The sequence below is a fragment of the Tautonia rosea genome (assembly GCF_012958305.1).
Lineage (GTDB): Bacteria > Planctomycetota > Planctomycetia > Isosphaerales > Isosphaeraceae > Tautonia > Tautonia rosea.
In genome coordinates this window covers 360,288-378,745 of sequence record NZ_JABBYO010000007.1, presented here as the reverse complement: position 1 = coordinate 378,745, position 18,458 = coordinate 360,288, and the positions used below count along the sequence as shown (strand labels likewise).

Annotated in this window: 14 protein-coding genes and 1 pseudogene; 9 read left to right on the top strand and 6 right to left on the bottom strand. The window is 63.9% G+C overall.

What is annotated here, in order from left to right:
• Nucleotides 1–131 precede the first annotated feature (131 nt).
• Nucleotides 132–2,636 (bottom strand): MMPL family transporter, encoded by a 2,505-nt coding sequence (locus HG800_RS14915; RefSeq protein WP_169977418.1) that lies wholly within the window; start codon nucleotides 2,634–2,636, stop codon nucleotides 132–134.
• A gap of 402 nt (nucleotides 2,637–3,038) precedes the next feature.
• Between HG800_RS14915 and HG800_RS28435 the strand changes: the two are divergent.
• Nucleotides 3,039–3,720, top strand: a pseudogene (locus tag HG800_RS28435) (Uma2 family endonuclease).
• Between the two features lie 30 nt (nucleotides 3,721–3,750).
• Here HG800_RS28435 and HG800_RS14905 read toward each other — a convergent pair.
• Together HG800_RS14905 and HG800_RS14900 are read right to left on the bottom strand one after the other, a co-directional pair.
• Nucleotides 3,751–4,725 carry a C-terminal binding protein gene (locus HG800_RS14905; RefSeq protein ID WP_169977417.1) on the bottom strand — a complete coding sequence of 325 codons (975 nt, stop codon included), beginning with the start codon at nucleotides 4,723–4,725 and terminating at the stop codon, nucleotides 3,751–3,753.
• 50 nt (nucleotides 4,726–4,775) lie between these two features.
• Nucleotides 4,776–5,495 (bottom strand): hypothetical protein, encoded by a 720-nt coding sequence (locus HG800_RS14900; protein ID WP_169977416.1) that lies wholly within the window; start codon nucleotides 5,493–5,495, stop codon nucleotides 4,776–4,778.
• A gap of 232 nt (nucleotides 5,496–5,727) precedes the next feature.
• On the opposite strand from HG800_RS14900, the gene HG800_RS14895 reads away from it, so the two are divergent.
• From HG800_RS14895 to HG800_RS14875, 5 genes are all read left to right on the top strand, one after another.
• On the top strand, nucleotides 5,728–6,507 hold the full coding sequence (locus HG800_RS14895; RefSeq protein WP_169977415.1) for an HpcH/HpaI aldolase family protein: 780 nt from the start codon (nucleotides 5,728–5,730) through the stop codon (nucleotides 6,505–6,507).
• Nucleotides 6,508–6,611: 104 nt separating this feature from the next.
• Nucleotides 6,612–7,127 carry an RNA polymerase sigma factor gene (locus HG800_RS14890; protein ID WP_169977414.1) on the top strand — a complete coding sequence of 172 codons (516 nt, stop codon included), beginning with the start codon at nucleotides 6,612–6,614 and terminating at the stop codon, nucleotides 7,125–7,127.
• The gene (locus HG800_RS14885) at nucleotides 7,085–7,660 is read left to right on the top strand and encodes a hypothetical protein (RefSeq protein WP_169977413.1); all 576 of its coding nucleotides are present in this window, start codon (nucleotides 7,085–7,087) and stop codon (nucleotides 7,658–7,660) included. Before HG800_RS14890 ends, HG800_RS14885 begins: the two co-directional genes overlap by 43 nt.
• The gene (locus HG800_RS14880; RefSeq protein WP_169977412.1) at nucleotides 7,657–9,120 is read left to right on the top strand and encodes a hypothetical protein; all 1,464 of its coding nucleotides are present in this window, start codon (nucleotides 7,657–7,659) and stop codon (nucleotides 9,118–9,120) included. The genes HG800_RS14885 and HG800_RS14880 overlap by 4 nt, the downstream gene beginning before the upstream one ends.
• Nucleotides 9,121–9,434: 314 nt before the next feature.
• A complete protein-coding gene (locus HG800_RS14875; RefSeq protein WP_169977411.1) occupies nucleotides 9,435–10,934 on the top strand; it encodes a DUF1559 family PulG-like putative transporter in 1,500 nt (499 codons plus the stop codon).
• Nucleotides 10,935–11,038: 104 nt separating this feature from the next.
• Here HG800_RS14875 and HG800_RS14870 read toward each other — a convergent pair whose 3' ends face one another.
• Together HG800_RS14870 and HG800_RS14865 are read right to left on the bottom strand one after the other, a co-directional pair.
• Complete coding sequence (locus HG800_RS14870) at nucleotides 11,039–12,382, bottom strand: hypothetical protein (protein ID WP_169977410.1); 1,344 nt, start codon at nucleotides 12,380–12,382, stop codon at nucleotides 11,039–11,041.
• Between the two features lie 255 nt (nucleotides 12,383–12,637).
• Nucleotides 12,638–13,942: a glucuronate isomerase gene (locus HG800_RS14865; protein WP_169977409.1), complete on the bottom strand. Its 1,305-nt coding sequence runs from the start codon at nucleotides 13,940–13,942 to the stop codon at nucleotides 12,638–12,640.
• 125 nt (nucleotides 13,943–14,067) lie between these two features.
• Between HG800_RS14865 and HG800_RS14860 the strand changes: the two genes are divergently transcribed.
• The 3 genes from HG800_RS14860 to pckA all read left to right on the top strand — a co-directional run bounded on the left by HG800_RS14860 (nucleotide 14,068) and on the right by pckA (nucleotide 17,327).
• A complete protein-coding gene (locus tag HG800_RS14860) occupies nucleotides 14,068–14,745 on the top strand; it encodes a Uma2 family endonuclease (protein ID WP_169977408.1) in 678 nt (225 codons plus the stop codon).
• Nucleotides 14,738–15,511, top strand: a complete 774-nt coding sequence (locus HG800_RS14855; RefSeq protein ID WP_169977407.1) for a phosphopantothenoylcysteine decarboxylase domain-containing protein — start codon at nucleotides 14,738–14,740, stop codon at nucleotides 15,509–15,511. Before HG800_RS14860 ends, HG800_RS14855 begins: the two co-directional genes overlap by 8 nt.
• A 190-nt stretch (nucleotides 15,512–15,701) precedes the next feature.
• Nucleotides 15,702–17,327, top strand: a complete 1,626-nt coding sequence (pckA, locus tag HG800_RS14850; RefSeq protein WP_169977460.1) for a phosphoenolpyruvate carboxykinase (ATP) — start codon at nucleotides 15,702–15,704, stop codon at nucleotides 17,325–17,327.
• A 45-nt stretch (nucleotides 17,328–17,372) separates the two neighbouring features.
• On the opposite strand, the gene HG800_RS14845 is transcribed toward pckA, so the two are convergent.
• Nucleotides 17,373–18,398 carry a WD40 repeat domain-containing protein gene (locus HG800_RS14845; RefSeq protein ID WP_169977406.1) on the bottom strand — a complete coding sequence of 342 codons (1,026 nt, stop codon included), beginning with the start codon at nucleotides 18,396–18,398 and terminating at the stop codon, nucleotides 17,373–17,375.
• Between the last annotated feature and the right edge of the window lie 60 nt (nucleotides 18,399–18,458).

Here is an 18,458-nt window from a genome sequence, read left to right as displayed (position 1 = left end):
GTGTACTCACCCGCAGCGTCGGCAGGCAGAGGGTGCAACGCCGACAGGGCTTCGCGGCACACCATCGAGCCAGCAGTCAGGGCTCTAGCAATTCTTGCGCCGAGGATCGAGGAGTCGGGCCGGCCGGCCGGTCAACGGCGGGGGGTCTGCTGCGAACCGATCCCGTAATCCACGCGAAGGACCGCTGGAGCCCCACCGGCTGGGGCGGGTTCCTCGTGGGAGGGGAGGGATCGGCGCTTGCCGGACGAGAACCGGGATCGAATCCGCTCCAGCAGGATGATGAAGGCGGGGACGAGGATGGGTCGGACGATGAAGGTATCGAGCAAGACGCCAACGGCGAGCGCGAAGCCCAGTTCCCGGAGTGCGAGCAGCTTGCCGGTGAGCATGGAACCGAAGGTGCCGGCCATGATCAGGCCGCACGAGCTGATGATGCCTCCCGTGGCGGCGACGGCGCGCCGGGTGCCGTCGATTGGTCCGTGACCGACTTCTTCCTCCAGCACGCGAGCCATGAGGAAGATGTTGTAATCTTCACCGACGGCCACCAGGATCACGAACAGGAAGAAGCTGACCTTCCAGTCGAGTCCTTGCCAGGGTTCGGGGCCTTCGTGCAGAGCCTGGAAGACGAGGTCGGTCAGCCCGAGCGTGGCGAGGTAGCCGAGGACGACCGTGGCAATGAGGTAGAGACAGATGCCGGGACGGCGAAGGAGCAGGACGAGAATGGCATAGACCCCGAGCGTCACCAGCACGTACATCCGCTTCTGATCGTTGCCGATGGCCGAGCGAAGGTCGTAGAGCATGGGAGTGGAGCCAGCGTAGCCGACCTCGGCCCCGGCGAGCGGCCCGGCCTCGGCGGTCGTCAGGGCGTTGACCTCGCGCTGAATGGCGTTGAGGGCGTTCATCCCGTCTTCGGAGAAGGGGTCAATGGACAGGAGAATGTCAATTCGGGCGATGGAGCCGAGGTCGGCCGGATCGGTGGGGCGGGTGCTCACGTAGACGGGCTCGGCAGCCTGGTAGCCCCGTTCGATGAGGGCACTTCGAGCTTGTTCAATCGGTCGGCGGAGGAAGCCGGGCAGGGCCTGTTCCTCGGCCGAGAGACGGATGGTTTCTTCGAGTGGCTCGCCGAGCGGCCGGGCCAGGGATCGGATGCGGGCAACTTCGGGCAACGATTCCAGGCGATCGGAGAGATCGGCGAGGGCCTGGCGGCCTTCATCGTCCCGGAAATCGAGTTCGGGGGCATGCACGAGCAAGGTGGTCGGGCCGAGTTCGCCGATCGGGAAATAGTCTCGGATCAATCGAGCACCGATCTTGCTGGGGGCGGTACTGGGAAGATCGGAGAGCTGCCCGTAATTGGACGTGACCGTCGTGCCGTAGAGGGCGAGCGGCGTCAGGGCCAGCAGACTGACGGCGAGAATGGAGGCCGGGCGATGGGCAACGAGGTTGGCGATCCGTCCCCAGGGGCCTCGTAGGGCGGCCTCGGCCTGATCGGGGATTCCGCCGGGAAGGTGGTCGGCTTCGGCCTCGACCTCGGCACGGATGATGGGAGGAGGCCCAAAGGGCCAGTCGATCGTCCGGCCGAACCACTTGAGCAAGACCGGCGCGAGCGTCAAGGCCGCCGCCAACGCAACCGCCAGGCTCAGGGCGATGGCCGGGCCGCTGTACTGGATCTTGGCGAAGCTGGAGAACCAGAGCATCCCCAGGCCGACGATCACCGTTCCGGCGCTGGCGACCAGAGCGGCGCCGACCTGCCGGATCGCAATGCCGAGGGCTTCGGGAATGTCGTGGCCGTGGGCGCGCTCCTCGCGGTATCGGGCGATGAGGAACAGGCAGTAATCGGTCCCGGCCCCGAACAGGACGACGATGACGAAGACCTTCGTGACGTTGATGACCTGGAAATCGAGTCCAGGGACCCAGCGGAGCGTCGGCAACCCCTTGAGCGAGATGAAGACCGAGAGGGCGATCGTCACGAGGGGGATCAGGGCCAGCAAGGGTGACCGATAGACGGCAAGTAAGATGGCGATGACCAGGGCGATGGTGGCATACGTCGTCGTGTCGATGCTGGCGTTTGACGACTCGTTCATGTCGTGGCCGACGACGGCCGAGCCGGTCAGGGCGAGCCGGATTCCGGAGGGGACCTCGCCGGCGAGGTCGTCGATGACCTCCTCGATGGCGTTGACCGTGAGCCGAGCCTGCTTGCTGGCGTAGGTCGCTTCGATCCCGACGAGGGTCAAGGCGGCCTGGCCGCCGCCATCGACGCCATTCCCGCCAATGAGGATCGAATCCATGTAGCGGTCGCGGAAGTCGGTCACGGTGGCGATGGCGAACTCGGGGCCAATGAGGCCCTTGAGCCGATCGGCCAGGGTGCCGATGAATGCCAGGTCGTCGTCGGTCAGAGGCCCCTCGGCCCGTTCGACGGCCACAACGGCGGTCGACTCGGTTGCCTCGGGAAAGCCGCGCTCAAGCAAGGCCTGTCCCTCGACGCTGAGCGATCCGGCGGGGAAGAACCGGACGTCGTCGTCGAGGCTGACCTCGTCCCAGGACGGAGCATAGCGATTGAGCACGACCGCCAGGGCGATCCAGCCCAGTACGAGAAGCAGGCCGCGACGGATTACCAGTCGTGCGATCAGGTCGAAGATCATGGACGGATTCCAGCCGCTGGCCGACCTTCGGATCGCGTCCCTCGCGATCCGGCAAGACATTCAGAATGTCTTTCGGATGTTGGCCTGCGTAAGTCGTTGGCAGACACGATAGTCGAATTCGTTCGAACTGTCAAAACCGCTCGAAGCCTACCCAGGTTGCGTGAATTTCCCCGATTGGTTCCGCTCCTGAATCGAGGGACAATGTGATCTTGAAGGTATCGGCAGGATTAGAATCAAAGATTGATGCGAGAAGGGATCGGAGGCCAAGAAATCGCTCAATGCAGCCATCCTGACCGGGAGCACACGGATGGGGCTCGAATCGAGGCGAACCCAGGATTTAGATCGCCAGAACGGATGACAGGTGTTCATCGTCTCGGTTGCTTCGAACGGGAGGGAGGCCCGATGTCGACCCGCCTCGGCTCGAAGGCCGCTGCATCGCAGGTCGAGTATCCCGACAGCGACGGCAAGCGGATGGCGGAATACACGCTCGAATTTCAGTGGATTGTCACGATCAAAGAAAGGCTGGATGCGCTCTTCCGAGATCGGCCCGACGTCTTCGTGGCTGGCGACCTGCTCTGGTACCCATCGAAGGGGACAACACGACCCGGACCGCGCCAGACGCACTGGTCGCCTTCGGCCGGCCGAAGGGCTACCAAGGATCGTAAAAGGAGTGGGAGGAAGGGGGGATCGTCACTCAGGTCGTCTTCGAGGTGAGCTCTCCCGGCAACCGAGCCGGAGAGATGCAGCGCAAGGTCCACTTCTACGAGCGGTTCGGCGTTGAGGAATCTTCCGTTTACGACTCCGATCGGAACACCTAGGCCGCCTACCGTCGCGAGGGGGGATCGGTTGGTGTCCATTGCGAACCCGGCCGGAATGATTCGCCCAAGGCTGGGCGTCCGCTTCAAGCTCACGGAGGACGCGATCGCCCTGATTGGCCCGGACGGCCGACGCTTCCTGACGTACCTTAGAACTGGTCGAGCAACGCGACGCTCTGGCCCGGAGTGAGGAGCAGCAGCGGCTCCGGGCGGATCGGCTGGCCGAGAAGCTCCGGGCGATGGGGATTGATCCGGACGCGATGGACTGAGACGCAAGGCACGCTTGAACTGCCATGACATCAGCGCGGAGCCGGCTGATTCACGAGGCATCGGAGCGGCTGACCGAGAAGGAGGCGGCGAACCTCCTCGGCCGACTTGCGGCGCATCTCGATAAAGCCCTCGACGCTGTAAAAGGCCACATGCTGGGTCAGAAGCACACGGGGGTGGAGGCGAAGGCGATTGTCGTCGAGCGGTTCGCGTTCGACCACATCGAGCCCGGCCCCGGCGAGATGCTCGGAATCGAGCGCCGAGAGCAAAGCCTCCTGATCGACGATCGGACCTCGGGCGGTGTTGATCAGAACGCCGTGCTCGGGCATCAGAGCGAGACGCTTGGCGTTGACCAGGTGGTGCGTCGAGGCATCGAGATAGCAGTGCACGCTGACGAACTGGCTTTGCTCGAACAGTTCCTCGATCGACTCGGTGCGGCGAATTCCCAGGGCTTTTTCGAATCCGGGGGGAACGTGGGGGTCGTAAAAGACCACGTCGAGCCCGAATGCCCTGGCCCGGATGGCCATCGCGGTGCCGATCCGACCGCAACCGACCAGGCCGAGGGTCCGGCCCCGGAGGCGAGGGACGCCGTAGACTATCGGCACCTCCCACTCTCCCTGGACGATCGACGTGTGACACGGGACGAGGCGACGGACAACGGCCAGGAGCATCATGATGGCGTGATCGGCGACTTCCTCGGCGCCGTAGTCGGGGACATTGCAGACGGGAATGCCCCGTCGGCCGGCCGCCTCGATGTCGATGTTGTTGTAACCGACGCCGGCCCGGACGATCCCTCGGCAATGATCGAGGCGGTTGATGGTCGCCTCAGTGAGCATGGGAACGTCGTGGTAGACGATCAGGGCATCGGCGCTGGGCAGGAGGTCGAAGAGTTGGGTTTCATCATGAGCACCGGCCAGCTCGATCTGAGCCAGGTCATCGAGGACGGGTTGCTCGACCTCGGTATCGTGAAGGAAATCGGTCACGAGGACCCGGTAGCGATCGGCCATGGGAGAGACTCGGCAGAATTGGGGAGAGGACACCAATCAAACACGCTCGCTCAAACCCGTCGGAACGCTCCGGAGGGTTCGGACTCGAACCAGGATCGAACACGGCGAGGCTCTGCGAGGGCAAACCTGATCCGAGGATCGGAGCGGGAATCGAGGTCGTCGAGTCGCTCGAACTCGGTCGTGGGACCGGCCTGGGAACCGGCATCGAGGAGCAACTGAGGAGGAACCCCTCGCAGGAATTTTCCAAGGAAGCCCGCATGAGGCATGATGGTCGCCGACCGGACCTGATCGCGAGGCACCGACCACGTTTCGGCATCCCAGGCTGAGGGAACAAACCAGAAGCGCCGATCGGTCAAAATGAGGGAGCCCGGCACGGATCGAGGACGTGTCAGCAGGCGTCCCGGGACCTGGTCGAGGACCTGTTCGGTGGGGCCGAGGTGGAACCCGAAGCCGTGGGACGCGTCGCCCTCGTGATCGTTTCTCGGCGCCAGCCATCGGCGCATCGGGAGATCGACGAGAATCTTGACCAGGAAGTCGACGACGACCGTCAAGAGCGAGGCCAGCACGAAGGCCAGGAAGACGGTCCTTGGCGTGTAACCGATGAGCCAGGCCAGGCGGAGCCCGGCCGGAAATCCACGGGCCTGGCGGTGGATTGCGGCCCAGAGGGCCAACTCTCCGGTCAGGGCAAGGACGGCGAAGCTCCCCCAAAGGAACCTGCCGGTTGCCAGGCGGATCCGCCCACCAGTCTGTTCGACCGATCCGTCCCGCACCCTTCCCCTCGCACCTCTTACCTCGGAGCCGTGAGACATCAGCCAGGAGATCGGTTATCCCCGATCGCCTCGCCCGGATCAACCCGCCGCGTCGGATCCAGAGGGACGAGGGGGTCCTGCCCGATCGGAACCACTTGCCCCGCGCGTCGGGGATCGCAGGGCATTAGAATCAAACGATTCGACCGTCCGATGACCTCCACCCGTTGAGCATTTTCCGAGGCTCGCTTCGATCATGCCACGCATCAAGGACCGACTGGCGCAAGGGAAGACCGTCCGATTGTTCGGCGTCGGTCAGTTGTTTCACCCCAAGCTCGTGGAGATTATCGGCGAGCACGGCGGCTACGACGGCCTCTGGCTCGACCAGGAGCATTCGGGCCTGAGCCTCCGGGAGATCGAGACGGCCGTCGTCGCCGCTCGGGGGTATGGCCTCGATCACTTCGTCCGGATGCCGGCGACCGATTACGCCTCGATCATGCGGCCCTTGGAGATCGGCGCCGGTGGGGTGATGGTCAGCATGGTTCGATCGCCCGAGGAGGCCGAGCAGGCCGTCCGATGGGCCAAGTTCTGGCCGAGGGGCGAACGCGGCATGAACGGCGGCAATCGCGACGGCCGATTCGGCCTCACCCCGCTGGCCGAGTACGTCGAAAAGGCCAACGCCGAGACGTTCGTCGGCATCCAGATCGAGACGGCCGGCGCGATCGAGTCGATTGCCGAGATCGCCGCCGTGCCCGACGTGGACCTCCTGTTCGTTGGCCCGGCCGACATCAGTCAGGTGCTCGGCGTTCCCGGCCAGTTCGAGCACCCGAAGTGCTTCGAGACGATTGAACGGATCGCCGACGCCTGCCGCGCCGCCGGCAAGCCCTGGGGCGTCGTCCCCCGAGGCCCCGAATACGCCGAGCGGATGGCGAAGCTCGGCTGCCGGATGTTCGTCTTCGGCTTCGACGTGCATGCCTTGCACGAAGGGATCCGAACGATGAAGCGGCGCTACGAGCCGTTCTTCCAGGAGGATTGAGCACGCACCGGACCAAAAAAAACCTGGAAGAATCCCGGGATGAAACTGTCTGACTGTTGTCAAAGGGGTAATGACGACACGTCGGACCTCGGGATGCTCGGCCTATGGAACCGCACCAGATCGGCAGGCTGATCGACCGGCACGCCGATGCCCTGGTCCTGTTCGCTAGGCAGTGGTGCGACACCCCAGAGGATGTCGTCCAGGAGGCGTTCGTGGCCCTGGCCGGTCAGCGCCCGACGCCGGAGAACCCGGCGGCCTGGCTCTTCCGGGCCGTCCGCAACGGGGCGATCAACGCGGCGAAGGCCGCCCGACGCCGTCGCCAACACGAATCAAACGCCGCCCTCAAGTCGCCCGACTGGTTCGAGGCATCACCATCAGACGCCGATGCCATCGACCCCGAGGCGGCCGAGGTCGCATTGCGCACCCTGCCGATCGAGCAGCGCGAGGCGATCGTCGCGCATCTGTGGGGCGGCCTGACCTTCGAGCAAATCGGGGCGATGAGCGGCCGATCGTCGAGCGCCGCGCATCGCCTGTATCAATCCGGATTGAAGACCCTGAGACAACGATTGGGGGTGCCATGTCCGACCCAAAGCCGGACCTCCCGCCCAAGGGGGGATTGAACGCGATCGAGGCGGCGCTCGGTTCGCTCGCCCCCGCCCGGGGAACGATCGACCGAGACCGCCTGATGTTTCTTGCGGGGCGGGCCTCGGTGCGGCGATCGCCCGCCGAGCGGTTCGCCTGGCCGTCGATCGCGGCGGCCTTCGCCGTGGTGGCGCTGGGGGAGGTGGCAATGCTCGTCCATCGCTCGGAAGCCGAGCCGCGGATTGTCGAGCGGGGCGTCGTCCTTGAAGCATCGCCCACAGAGGAACCTCGGATCGAGCGCCAGTCGATTCCCGAGCCGCCTGCCGAGGTGGTGATCCTGCACCGATCGAGCCGGAAGGAATCGGCCGAGTTCGATCGGCCATTGCCAGGCCCGTCTGACACCTCGCCTGCGGCCGTGCGGATGAGGGTGCTCAGGCTCGGCATCGAGGGCCTGCCGGAGCCCGCTCCCCTGCCTGTGGCCATGCAGGCCGGGGGGGAATCGACCATGCCGACCGCCCGGTCGTCCCGGGCCGAACTGAACCGCCTTCTCGAATGGGGAGAACCGTCATGAAGCGATGGGTATTCATGTTGATTGCCGGGGTGATGGCCCTGCCCTCGCCCGGCGTGGCCCTCGGCCAGTCGGACTACACGAGGCCGACCGTCCTGACCCTCCACCCGGCGGGAGAGCCGAGCCCGGCCTTGAACTACACGCTCCTTCCGAAGCGACGCGACCTCGTGCCAGGCAATGCGGCGGTGTTCTACCATCGGGCTCTGCTGATGCTCCAGGAACGGCGGAATGCCGAGCGGGGCGAGGCCCGACGGATGGGGAAGGATCAGTCCGAGATCCCGGAAATCGGGATGTCCGATTGGATCAACGGCCCGATCGACGCAATCCCCCGGGAAGAGGCCCGGGCACTGCTTGATCGCTATGAATCGATCCTGCGGGAGGTGGAACTCGGCGTCCTGCGTCGCGATTGCGATTGGGGCTTCGACAACCGGCCGGAGACGATCGAGCTACTCTTGCCCGAGATTCAGGAATCGCGGTCGCTGGCACGCTTAATCTCGCTTCGGGTCCGGATGGCGGTTCTTGATGGGGATACCGAGGGGGCGGTTCACTGGCTGCAAACCGGCTACGCCATGGCCCGCCACGTCGGCCGGGGGCCGACGTTGATCCAGTGGCTGGTGGGGGTCGCCATCACGGGGGTCATGAACGAGGCCCTGATCGAGTTGATCCAGGCCGAGGGGACGCCGTCCTTGTACTGGGCACTCACAAACCTGCCGAGGCCGATGATCGACCTGGACGAGGCAATTGAAGGGGAGCGATCGCTCGTCGAGCGGATGTTCCCCGAGTTGCTCGAGCTGGACGGCCCGGCCTGGAGCGCCGAGCGGGGGAGGATCTTCCTCGACCGACTGGCCGACCAGCTCCAGGGATTGACGGGGTCCACATCCTCCGACCAGTCCTCGATGACCCTGTTGCTGACCAGCCTGATCACCCGGAATTACCCCGAGGCGAAGCGGGAGCTGATCGCATCGGGCCGGGATGAGGTCGAGGTCGAGGCGATGCCGGCGATTCAGGTGGTCGGCATCCTCGCCTGGCGCGATTATGTCGCCCTGAGTGATGATGTGTACAAGTGGGTGAGTCTCCCCTCCTGGGACGCCACCTTAGGGATCAAAACGACGTATTCCTACCCGACCATTGAGGAAAAGCTTTCCAGGCCGGGCCTTTCGCTGTTCCTGCTCATCTCGCCCGCCCTGGAGTCCGTCCTCATGGCACAAACACGGACCGATCGGCAATTGGCCGCGCTTCGGTGCGTGGAGGCGATCCGGTTGTACGCCGATGCGCACGACGGCCGATTCCCTCCGAGCCTGGAGGCGATCGAGGAGGCCCCCGCGCCGCTCGACCCGGCCACGGGAGCGCCGTTCGGCTATGAGGTCGAGGGGGAGGAGGCGGCGTTGACGGCCCCGCCGATCCCCGGCGGGCCGGACATCCCGGCCTATCGGATCAACTACCGCTTACGGATGGCAGATTGAGATCGAGTGACAGGCATCGGCGCGTCTTCGAGGACTCGATGCCCCCTTACTCCCGCTTCAAATAGATGCGTCGCCCGTTGCCCGGGTGGCCCCGGTTGCTCGTCAACCGGGGTCGCGGAGCGACGAGCGGTCTCGGTGCGGCCACCCGTGGCCTCTTGCGGCTGCGCCGCCCCGGTTGGCGAGCAACCGGGGCCACCCGGGATCGAGTGAAAGGGATCGGTGCGTCTTCGAGGACTCGACGGCACCCTACGAATTTTCGGAGAGGAATTCCATTCTCCTTCAATTTGGAGCGATCGAATATGAGCGTTCTTTCCATGATCACGATCCTCGCGGCAACGATGCTCCCGCCTCCGGAGGACCCGAGGGCGGGGGCGATCGCCCCGTTCGTGGGGGCGGAGGTGTTCGCGGTCTTGCACGTGGATCTGGTAAGCCTCGACCTGGACGACCTGGCCGATCGGGTACTGTCGGGGGTGCTGGAACCGGGGGAGATCGACGAGGCCAAGGCGGGAGTCGTGGCCTGGGTCGAGGCACTCCGGGGGGCTGGGGCGGAGACGCTTTATGTGCTCGTCGAGCCGAAGGACCTACCCGGGTTGCCGGTGGTCGTCGTGCCACTGGTCGAGGGAGCGGACGGGGAGGCGATCGGCCGGATTCTTTGTGGAAACGCCGAGGGAGAGCCTCCTGTGGCGTGGCCGACCTGCGCAATCCTTCGGGGGGCCGTCTTCGCGGGGTCGGATGCGGCCCTGGAGCGGATTCGAACGGCCGGGGCCACCCCGCGGCCGGAACTGGACGAGGCATTCGCCGCCTCGGGGGACGGGCCGGCCCGCGTGCTGATCATCCCGAGCGCGAATCAGCGGAGGGTGATCGAGGAATTGATGCCACGGCTTCCCGAATCATTCGGCGGCCTGTCCACCCGGCCGTTGACCCGGGGGAAGTGGGCGGTGGTCGCGTTGGAAACCGAGCCGAACGCGGTGGCCCGAGCGATCGTCAAGGCCGGCTCCGAGGAGTGGGCAAAGGAACTCGCCGAGGGGTTGCGGACGGGATTGAATCGGTTCGGCGAAGGGTTGCGAAGTGGCGGATCGGCTCAGGAGTTCGTCGAGGCACTCGGCCGCATTGCCTTCTCGGTCGAGGGGGAAGAACTCCGGATCGCCGTCAGCCTGGAGCAGGCCGGGGCGCTGGTCGGTATCCCGGTACGCAATGCCCTGGCCGAGGCAAGCCGGGCCAGGAGCGTGAACAACCTGAAGCAGATCGGGCTCGCCATGCATAATTTCGCATCGGGGAATCAATCGTCGTTGCCACCCGCGTACTCGACCGACGCCGAGGGTCGCCCGCTGTTAAGCTGGCGCGTCCACATTCTCCCTTACATCGAGCAGAAGTCGCTCTACGACCAGTTCCACCTCGACGAGCCCTGGGACAGTCCGCACAACAAGGCATTGATCGATCAGATGCCCGAAACCTATCGCGGGCCGGGCGTTTCCGGGGAGGGGATGACAGCGTATCTCGTCCCCCGTGGGGGCGAGACTGCCTTCCCTGGAACCGACTCGATTACGTTCCGGGATGTCCGTGATGGGACCTCGAACACGATCATGGTCGTCGAGGCTCATCCGTCAAACGCCGTCGTCTGGACGAAGCCGGACGACTGGGAGGTGCAGGAAGGGATCGACCCGGCTGTGCTAGTCCGTCAGCAACCCGCGGGCTTCATTGCACTCTTCATGGACGGGAGCGCTCGCACCTTCCGCAAGGCGATCTCGCCCGAGGTGCTCAAGGCCCTGACGACGATCTCGGGGGGCGAAGTCATCAGCGGGAACGATTTCTGATCGGAAGAAAGCAGGAACTCGAACCAAACAGAGTGGGCTAGCCGTCGCGGAAGCGTAGCCAGCCCGCCTGGAGTTCCGGTGAGGAAGGAGAGCGGGCGATTGACTCAGAAGGGCACAGCGTCTCTGGTGAGGTAGGAGTCATTGCCGTAGCGTTCGAGGGTACTCAGGACACCGTCATTCACGCGGCGGTAGAGCTGGTCACGGTACTCGGGGCGTACCTCGCGGAAGATCCAGTCGCGCGCTTCGTCGGAGAGGCCGCGAGAGCCCATTGATTCAGCGACGGCCCCGAGGGCTTCGAGGCGGTCGATGTCGGTCGGGTAGAAGACGACGCAGCGACGGGCGTCGGGGAAGCGGCCAGCGGCGATGAGACTCTCGATCAGGACGTTGTTGAGCGTGGAGCGAAGGTCGGCGATCGGGATGGACGCGACGGTGCGGGCGGCCTCCGCGTAGTCGGTGGTGGCCTGGTCAGACGATCCGCGGCGGACCTCGGCCTCGGCGACGGTCAACAGGGCCTGGAAGCGAATTTCGAGTTCGGGAACCGAGCGGGCGATCCGACGAGCCAGAGCGAACTGGTTCGAGTTGGCGGCGGCGGAGGTGACAGCCGAGAGGGTCACATCGCGCCAGACCGGAGAGTCGATGGTCTGGGCGTAGGAGGCGGCCCGCTCGATGTAGTCGGTCGAAATGCGGCGAAGATCGGCAAGAACATCGGGCTGATCAGCCAGGCGACCAGGATTGCGGAAGGCAACGACGCCGATGGCCTGCCCGCCGATCGCCTGCTGCTCGGCGGCGAAATACATCGTCTGCGGTCGATAGCCGACGGAACCAATCTGAGCGGCCAACTGATTGGCCCGGGTGAAGGCGTCGAGGCCGTCTCTCAGTGCGTTGATCCGCTCTTCAGGGGTGAGTTCTTGTTCCAACGAGAGGATGCCAGGAACCCCGGAAACAGCGGCGTTAATCGATTCCTGGGCGAGTTCGACAAAGGTCTTGCTGGTTGAGATAAGACGAAGATCGCGTCGGACCGGATCGGTCATTTGATCGATCGACTCGGAGGCCCGGTCGAGTGCCCTTCGAGCTGTTTCCAACTCTCGGGTAACGATCTTGTAACGAGCGGCCTGAACCAGAGCGAGGGATCGTTCGGTCGGATCGCTGATGAGCAGGATATTTTCAAGCAGCTGGGCGTCGATCTTTTCGATCTCTTCGCGAGACAGCTCGGTGCCGGGCACTTGAAATCCGGAACCGAAGCCAGGCCGCATCACGCCGCCGGGGGGACGACCCACATCTTGTCGAGTCAGAAGTGCCGCGGACGACTCAGTCGCGGCGATCGGAACGTCAAGATCGGCAGGAGGGGGAAACGCCGAGGCTGAGGCAATGAGACCAAACGAAGACCCGAGCAGGACACCAAGTCCCAGGGTTGCGATTCGTCGCGAGTCGTAGCGCTGTCTGGACATGGGTGCTCCACCTTTTCCGGTGCACGACCGGACTGCGTTGCCCCTCTGTGGGCGCACAGACGACTCCTTGATACGAACGCTCCAACGCCCGTATCCCGTCGATCATTAAGAGTTCCTCGCAATCGGCGGCGGGTCAAATCGAGGGAAGGACCTTCCGGGTCCGATCCCTCGGAATCAACCGATCTACCCGGGGTTAGCGGATCTGACGAAGGGTTGTGAGAGATCGATCTCAACGGCGAGGGTTTCGCTTTCCGTCTAACTCTCGTTGGGGCGGGCGAAGATGCGACGGGGGTTGTCGAGCAGGACCAACCGGGCGAGTTCGAGGGCCCGGTCTTCGGTCCAGCCGCGGCCTCGGATGCAATCCTCGGCGAGATACTCGGCCAGTAGGCGACGATACATGTTGAACTTCGGCAAGATGAATTCGAGCTTGTAGGCGTCGGAGTAATAGCCGACCTGCTTGGTCTTGGGGACGGCCTGGAGCCGGGCTTTCAGGTCTGCGGCGATGAAGGCCGGCACATTCGAATACCACCAGTGGCCGTTGGGCACAACGTTCGGCAGGATCCACGAGAAGGCGACCAGCTCAGCCCCGGCATCGGGAGAAAGGGTTGAGACGGGGAACGTGACCTCGGAGAAGTGGTTAAACAGCGCGGCGTAGTCATGCAGGCTGACGCGGCGATCGAACAGGTCGCGGCCCCCGGTCACGCCGGCGGGATAGACGTTGCGGATCGGGCCGATCATCAGGTCGAACGGCAGCTTCCACTCGGCGCAGAGTTCTGCGAGGGTCCAGAAGACGAGCGACCGGATCTCCTCGTGCTCGTCGGGCCGCAGGTCCATGTGCTTCAAGGCACGTCGGACGGAATTCTGCGAGGCGATCGGCGTGGCTTTTCTGGGGATGAAGTCCGGCGGCAAGCTGATCGCGCAGGCTCTTGCCCCGTGCTCGACGAAGTACTCGAAGAGCGAGGCGATCGCCAAGCGGAGCGACTTCACGTCCTCGACATCAACGTTTGTCGAGGCCATGAGACGCTGCAGGGTCCTCGGTTCGTGCAGCTTGAGGACGAGGTCGTCGGTGCGAAGGCAAGGGACGTAGGTTGAGGTATCCCAGCCTTCGAGCGGGTCGTCGAAGTCGTTGGTCAGGAAGACGGCTTCGAGCTGAGAGGTTTGCCAGACGGAGCGGTCCCAGGCCTCGCCGTCCTGCGAGTGGTCAGCCCGCCGGTACAGGTCGTCGATGGTGTCGGCGTCGATGCGGTCGCCTTCGAAGCCGTGAAAGGTCCGGGCAATTTCGAGCAGCCAGGAATACTGGACTGTGTTGTCAATCCGGTGGAGGTGGCGGGAGAGGTTGCGGGCCCGGGTGAAGGGATCGAGGCCGGGATCGACCTCGGCAGCTGGCATCCCGGCCGAGTGGGCGAGTTCGGTATAGTAGTGGTAGCCGAGGACTTCATCGAGGTTTCGAGAGGCCGGGCTGTGAGCGTCGATGTGTGAGTGAGGATCGTAGATCGGCCAGGATGCGATTTGTTCGAACAACGCTTTGGCCTGGGGGTCATGGGGGAATGTGGTGCTCATCGCGGGAACCTCGGTCGTCTCGACTCGAAACGGAGACTGGCGTCGTTGAGTGAACTGCACAGCTTACGGAATCCCCTCGGGACGGCAAAGAGGCGGTCAGGCGATCGGCGAAACGGAGGGTGTTGATGGCGTCCGCGACGAGGCAGAAGGCAAGGGACTCACAAATCGACCTGATCGACGTGTCCTGGTCGGGGTTCAAGCGGATGCTCAAGGTGCGAGGCGAACGGCGATCGCCCCGGATCTGGTATCTCGACGGGAGATTGACGCTGGTGTCACCCTCAATGCCTCATGAGCGATCGGCGCGGCGGCTTGGGATCTTTGTCATGGAGAGTTCGACCGGACTGGAGATGCCCTGTACTCCGATTGGAGCCACCACGCTTTCCCGAGACGACCTGAACATCGCAGTTGAGGGGGACGAGAACTTCTACCTCGCGAACGCGGATCAAATGGTCGGCAAGATGGAACTCGACCTGAACGTCGACCCGCCTCCGGACCTGGCGATCGAAGTGATCGTGACGCACAGCGCGAAACGGGCCATCGAGATTGACCGACGGCTCGGAGTGCCCGAGGTCTGGGTCTGCTCACAATCGCGATTGCGATTTTTCCGACTCGGAGGAGACCGGGCTTCCATTGAAACACCGATTAGTTCGGCCTTTCCATTTCTGTCATCAGCGGAGGTCTTCTCATGGATCAATCAGCCCCATTCGGTCATCGAGTCTCATTGGCTCCTCCGGCTGAGGGCCTGGGTCCGGGACGAGCTGGTGCCTCGGGTCCGGGGCGAGGAGCGGCGAGAGGGTGAGTGAGCGAGGCGGATCGAGACCCTGGAACGTCGTCGTAACCGGCGGAGGTACGATCGCGCCGATCGATGACGTGAGGCACATTGCCAACGCCTCGACCGGTCGGTTCTCGGCAGCCATTACCGAAGCGTGGCTCGACCGAGGCGCGACGGTCTGGCACCTGCATGCGCCGATGGCAGAACTGCCGATCCGTCGGCATCTCAGTGCGATCGACCTGGCTAGGCCGGTTGAGGAGCTTCGGCATGACCTGGAGACTCTGGCCGATCGCTGGCAAGTCCAGCGTGATCGGCTTCATCTCGTACCGCTCTCGAAGGGAACCGTCGCCGAGTACGCTCGGACGCTGGAGGAGGTGCTTCGGTCCAAGCCCGTGGATGTGGTGATGCTGGCCATGGCCGCCTCGGATTACGAGCCGATCGCCGCCTCGGGCAAGATCGGTTCGGAAGCCGAGGTGCTGACCATTCACTGCCAAAGGACGCAGAAGGTCATCCAATCGGTACGGGACTGGGCACCACAAGCGTTTCTGGTGGGATTCAAGCTCCTATCGGGATCAGCGGAGTCGGAATTGATCCGAGCCGCCGAGGAGGCGTACCGCATCAACCGGACGGACCTGACCGTGGCAAACGACCTACGCCTTTATCGGGCCGGACGGCATACAATTGCCCTGGTACGCCCCAATGCTCCGGTCGAAACGTTGGGACCGGAAGACGGCGACCTGGCCCGTTTGCTCGTCGATCGCGTGTCTCGTTGGGCAGGAGGTGATCGCGAGCGTTGATCGTCATTGCCGAGACGCCGGCCCGAGGCCGGATGGCCCTTTTCGGTGCCCGGCATGGCGTGTGCCGCCTGCTGTTGGAAGTCACCTGTTGGTCACACGCTACCGATCGTGTACCTGTGGAATTCTCCATGATCGTCCGGAGGCAGGGAGATCGACCTTGCCACCCGAGCCCTACCTTGCCGAGGCCCCGATGGCTGCCAGCTTCGAGACATCGAACGAACCGCCCCCCCTGTCCCTTACCGTCACGCTCGAAGATCAAGGGCTGATTGGGCTCGGGGAGACGTTCTGGAATCTTCCGCAAGCCGTGCTGGTTGAGCATGCGCTACGTCGAGGCGAAGGCCAGCTGGCACACTCCGGCGCCACCGTGTTTCAAACGGGGGCCTATACGGGACGATCGCCGCAAGACAAGTTCATCGTGCAAGAGCCAGACTCGGAGGGGGAAATTGCCTGGGGGTCGGTGAATCGGCCGATCCCGTCGGATGTGTTCGATCGCCTGCTCGTCCGGGTGCAGGAGCATCTTCAAGGACGGCCGGTGTATGTGAGCGACACGTTTGCCGGGGCCGATCCGGATCATCGACTGGCGGTTCGGGTGATCTGCGAACGTGCTTATCACGCGCTCTTTTCCCACCAACTGTTCCTCATGCCATCATCCGAGCAACAGCGTGCGTTTCGGCCCGAGTTCACCATCCTCGCCGTGCCCGACTTCAAGGCGGATCCCGAGCGTGATGGCACGCGGAGCGAGGTGTTTATTCTGGTAAACTTTGCTCGAAGGATGGTCCTGATCGGCGGAACGCTGTACGCGGGAGAGATCAAGAAGTCAGTCTTCTCGATCTTGAATTACCTGTTGCCAAGACGCGATGTCATGTCAATGCATTGCTCGGCGAACGTGGGAGACTCGGGAGACGTGGCCGTCTTTTTCGGCCTTTCAGGGACGGGCAAGACGACCCTGTCGGCCGACCGCCGTCGGCACCTGATCGGCGACGACGAGCATGGCTGGTCCGACGCGGGCGTGTTCAACATCGAGGGAGGATGCTACGCCAAGTGCATCCGCCTTGATCGGATCAACGAACCAGAAATATACGGCGCGATCCGTTTCGGGACGGTGCTGGAAAACGTCGTGCTTGATCCTGAGACCCGGATCTGCCAGTTCGACGACGCAAGCCTGACCGAAAACACCCGAGCGGCCTACCCGATCGACTTCATCCCGAACTACGTCCCGAGCGGGCGAGCCGGCCATCCGAAACACATCATCTTTCTCACCTGTGATGCCTTCGGCATCCTTCCCCCGATCTCCCGGCTCTCGCCGGAGCAGGCCATGTACCACTTCCTCTCGGGCTACACCGCCAAGATTGCGGGTACCGAGCGGGGTCTTGGCTCCGAGCCGTCGGCGACCTTCAGTGCCTGTTTCGGAGAGCCGTTCATGGTACTTCCGCCCCAGCGCTATGCGGAACTGCTCGGGAAGAAGATGCGACAGCACGGGACCCAGGCCTGGCTGCTCAACACGGGCTGGACCGGCGGCAGGTTCGGGGAAGGCCGGCGAATTCCGCTGCCGTATACGCGGGCGATGGTCGATGCCGTACTCTCAGGACGCCTCGACGAGGCGCCGCTGAAGACCGATCCGGTCTTCGGTCTCAGTCATCCTGAGACCTGCATGGGAGTTCCCCAGACCATCCTTGAACCGCGATCGGCCTGGGCGAACCCGAAGGGTTACGACATTGCAGCCCGACAGCTCGCCGAGCGATTCCGGAAGAACTTTGAGCGTTTCGAAGGAATTAGCCCTGACATCGCGAAGGCCGGGCCATTGAACTCAGCGTGATCGCCTCGGAGGACCAAGCGCATCAAGACCCGGAGGTCGGGTCGGTCAGACCGACCCCGGCGTCGAGATCAATGCGACCGTTGATCCGTAAGAGACAGCCAGCTGTTGTCCCCCCGGCGCAAAGCAGACCGAACTCAGCTGAATGTTCGCCATCGCCGCCTCTCCCAGCAACGATCCTGTGGAGAGGTCCCAGACTCGGACGTAGCCATCGTTGTGCCCGGTTGCCAAGGTCTGACCATCGGGAGCGATGGCCAGGCTCCGGGAGGTCCCTCCTGGCATCGAGATGTCGTGATGCATTTCCCAGTTTTTCAGGGCATCCCAGGTTCGCAGCCGTCCTTCGAGTCCGACACTGACCAGGGTTTGTCCGTCCGGGGTAAAGGCCAGTGCGAGGAGGAGCGCACCATACCCGTGACCATCCCATCGCGTGAGTTCGACGCCGGTCGAGGCGTCGAGCACGGCGATCTCTCCGTGCCGGAAGCCCAGGATCACGAACCTTCCATCGGGGGAGAAGGTGCATTGACTGATTCCGGACTGCTCGGAGTATTGCCACGCGACGTTCTGCTCAGTCAACGACCAGCAGCGGCAGACATTGGACGGGTCGACCGAGATCAGCCTCTGGCCATCGGTTGAAACGGCCAGACTGAGGCTTCGGCTGGGACCGGGAAGGGTTTGTCGCAGGTCGAATGATTCCGCGTCGCGGACCTCAATCGCCCCGGATTCCCTGGCGACGAAGAGCGATTGGCCGCTGGGGTCGAGCGTCATCAAGGAACATCGACCGAGGCCGACCGAGGGTTCCTGATACAGTTTTCCTTCTTGGCCGAGTTGGAGAACCGTCGGGCCAAGGGCCTTGTGATCGGAGTAGATCCGATCGCCTTGAGTGTTGAAGGCCACCGAAGAAACCAGGCCATTCTCTGGCAACATAATTTGTGATCGGGGCGTTTGGGGTTGCTGGAGAAGCGGCACGGCGACCGCCGCTCCCAGGGCAAGCAGCACTGCCAGGGTTGGGCAAACGCCAATGCCTCTGGACCATGAACCGGACCGGGACCGAGAGGCGTCCGTGGGGTTGCTCATCTCCGACTCCGTTGACCGATGACGTGCGTGCAAAGCCATAAACCACCACCTCAATCGTCA

What these genes read in the sequence shown, in the direction of transcription:
- HG800_RS14915 (WP_169977418.1), bottom strand. Translation starts at nt 2,636, where the DNA reads ATGATCTTCGACCTGATCGCACGACTGGTAATCCGTCGCGGCCTGCTT.
- HG800_RS14905 (WP_169977417.1), bottom strand. Translation starts at nt 4,725, where the DNA reads ATGGCCGATCGCTACCGGGTCCTCGTGACCGATTTCCTTCACGATACC.
- HG800_RS14895 (WP_169977415.1), top strand. Translation starts at nt 5,728, where the DNA reads ATGCCACGCATCAAGGACCGACTGGCGCAAGGGAAGACCGTCCGATTG.
- HG800_RS14890 (WP_169977414.1), top strand. Translation starts at nt 6,612, where the DNA reads ATGGAACCGCACCAGATCGGCAGGCTGATCGACCGGCACGCCGATGCC.
- HG800_RS14885 (WP_169977413.1), top strand. Translation starts at nt 7,085, where the DNA reads ATGTCCGACCCAAAGCCGGACCTCCCGCCCAAGGGGGGATTGAACGCG.
- HG800_RS14880 (WP_169977412.1), top strand. Translation starts at nt 7,657, where the DNA reads ATGAAGCGATGGGTATTCATGTTGATTGCCGGGGTGATGGCCCTGCCC.
- HG800_RS14875 (WP_169977411.1), top strand. Translation starts at nt 9,435, where the DNA reads ATGATCACGATCCTCGCGGCAACGATGCTCCCGCCTCCGGAGGACCCG.
- HG800_RS14870 (WP_169977410.1), bottom strand. Translation starts at nt 12,382, where the DNA reads ATGTCCAGACAGCGCTACGACTCGCGACGAATCGCAACCCTGGGACTT.
- HG800_RS14865 (WP_169977409.1), bottom strand. Translation starts at nt 13,942, where the DNA reads ATGAGCACCACATTCCCCCATGACCCCCAGGCCAAAGCGTTGTTCGAA.
- HG800_RS14860 (WP_169977408.1), top strand. Translation starts at nt 14,068, where the DNA reads ATGGCGTCCGCGACGAGGCAGAAGGCAAGGGACTCACAAATCGACCTG.
- pckA (WP_169977460.1), top strand. Translation starts at nt 15,702, where the DNA reads ATGGCTGCCAGCTTCGAGACATCGAACGAACCGCCCCCCCTGTCCCTT.
- HG800_RS14845 (WP_169977406.1), bottom strand. Translation starts at nt 18,398, where the DNA reads ATGAGCAACCCCACGGACGCCTCTCGGTCCCGGTCCGGTTCATGGTCC.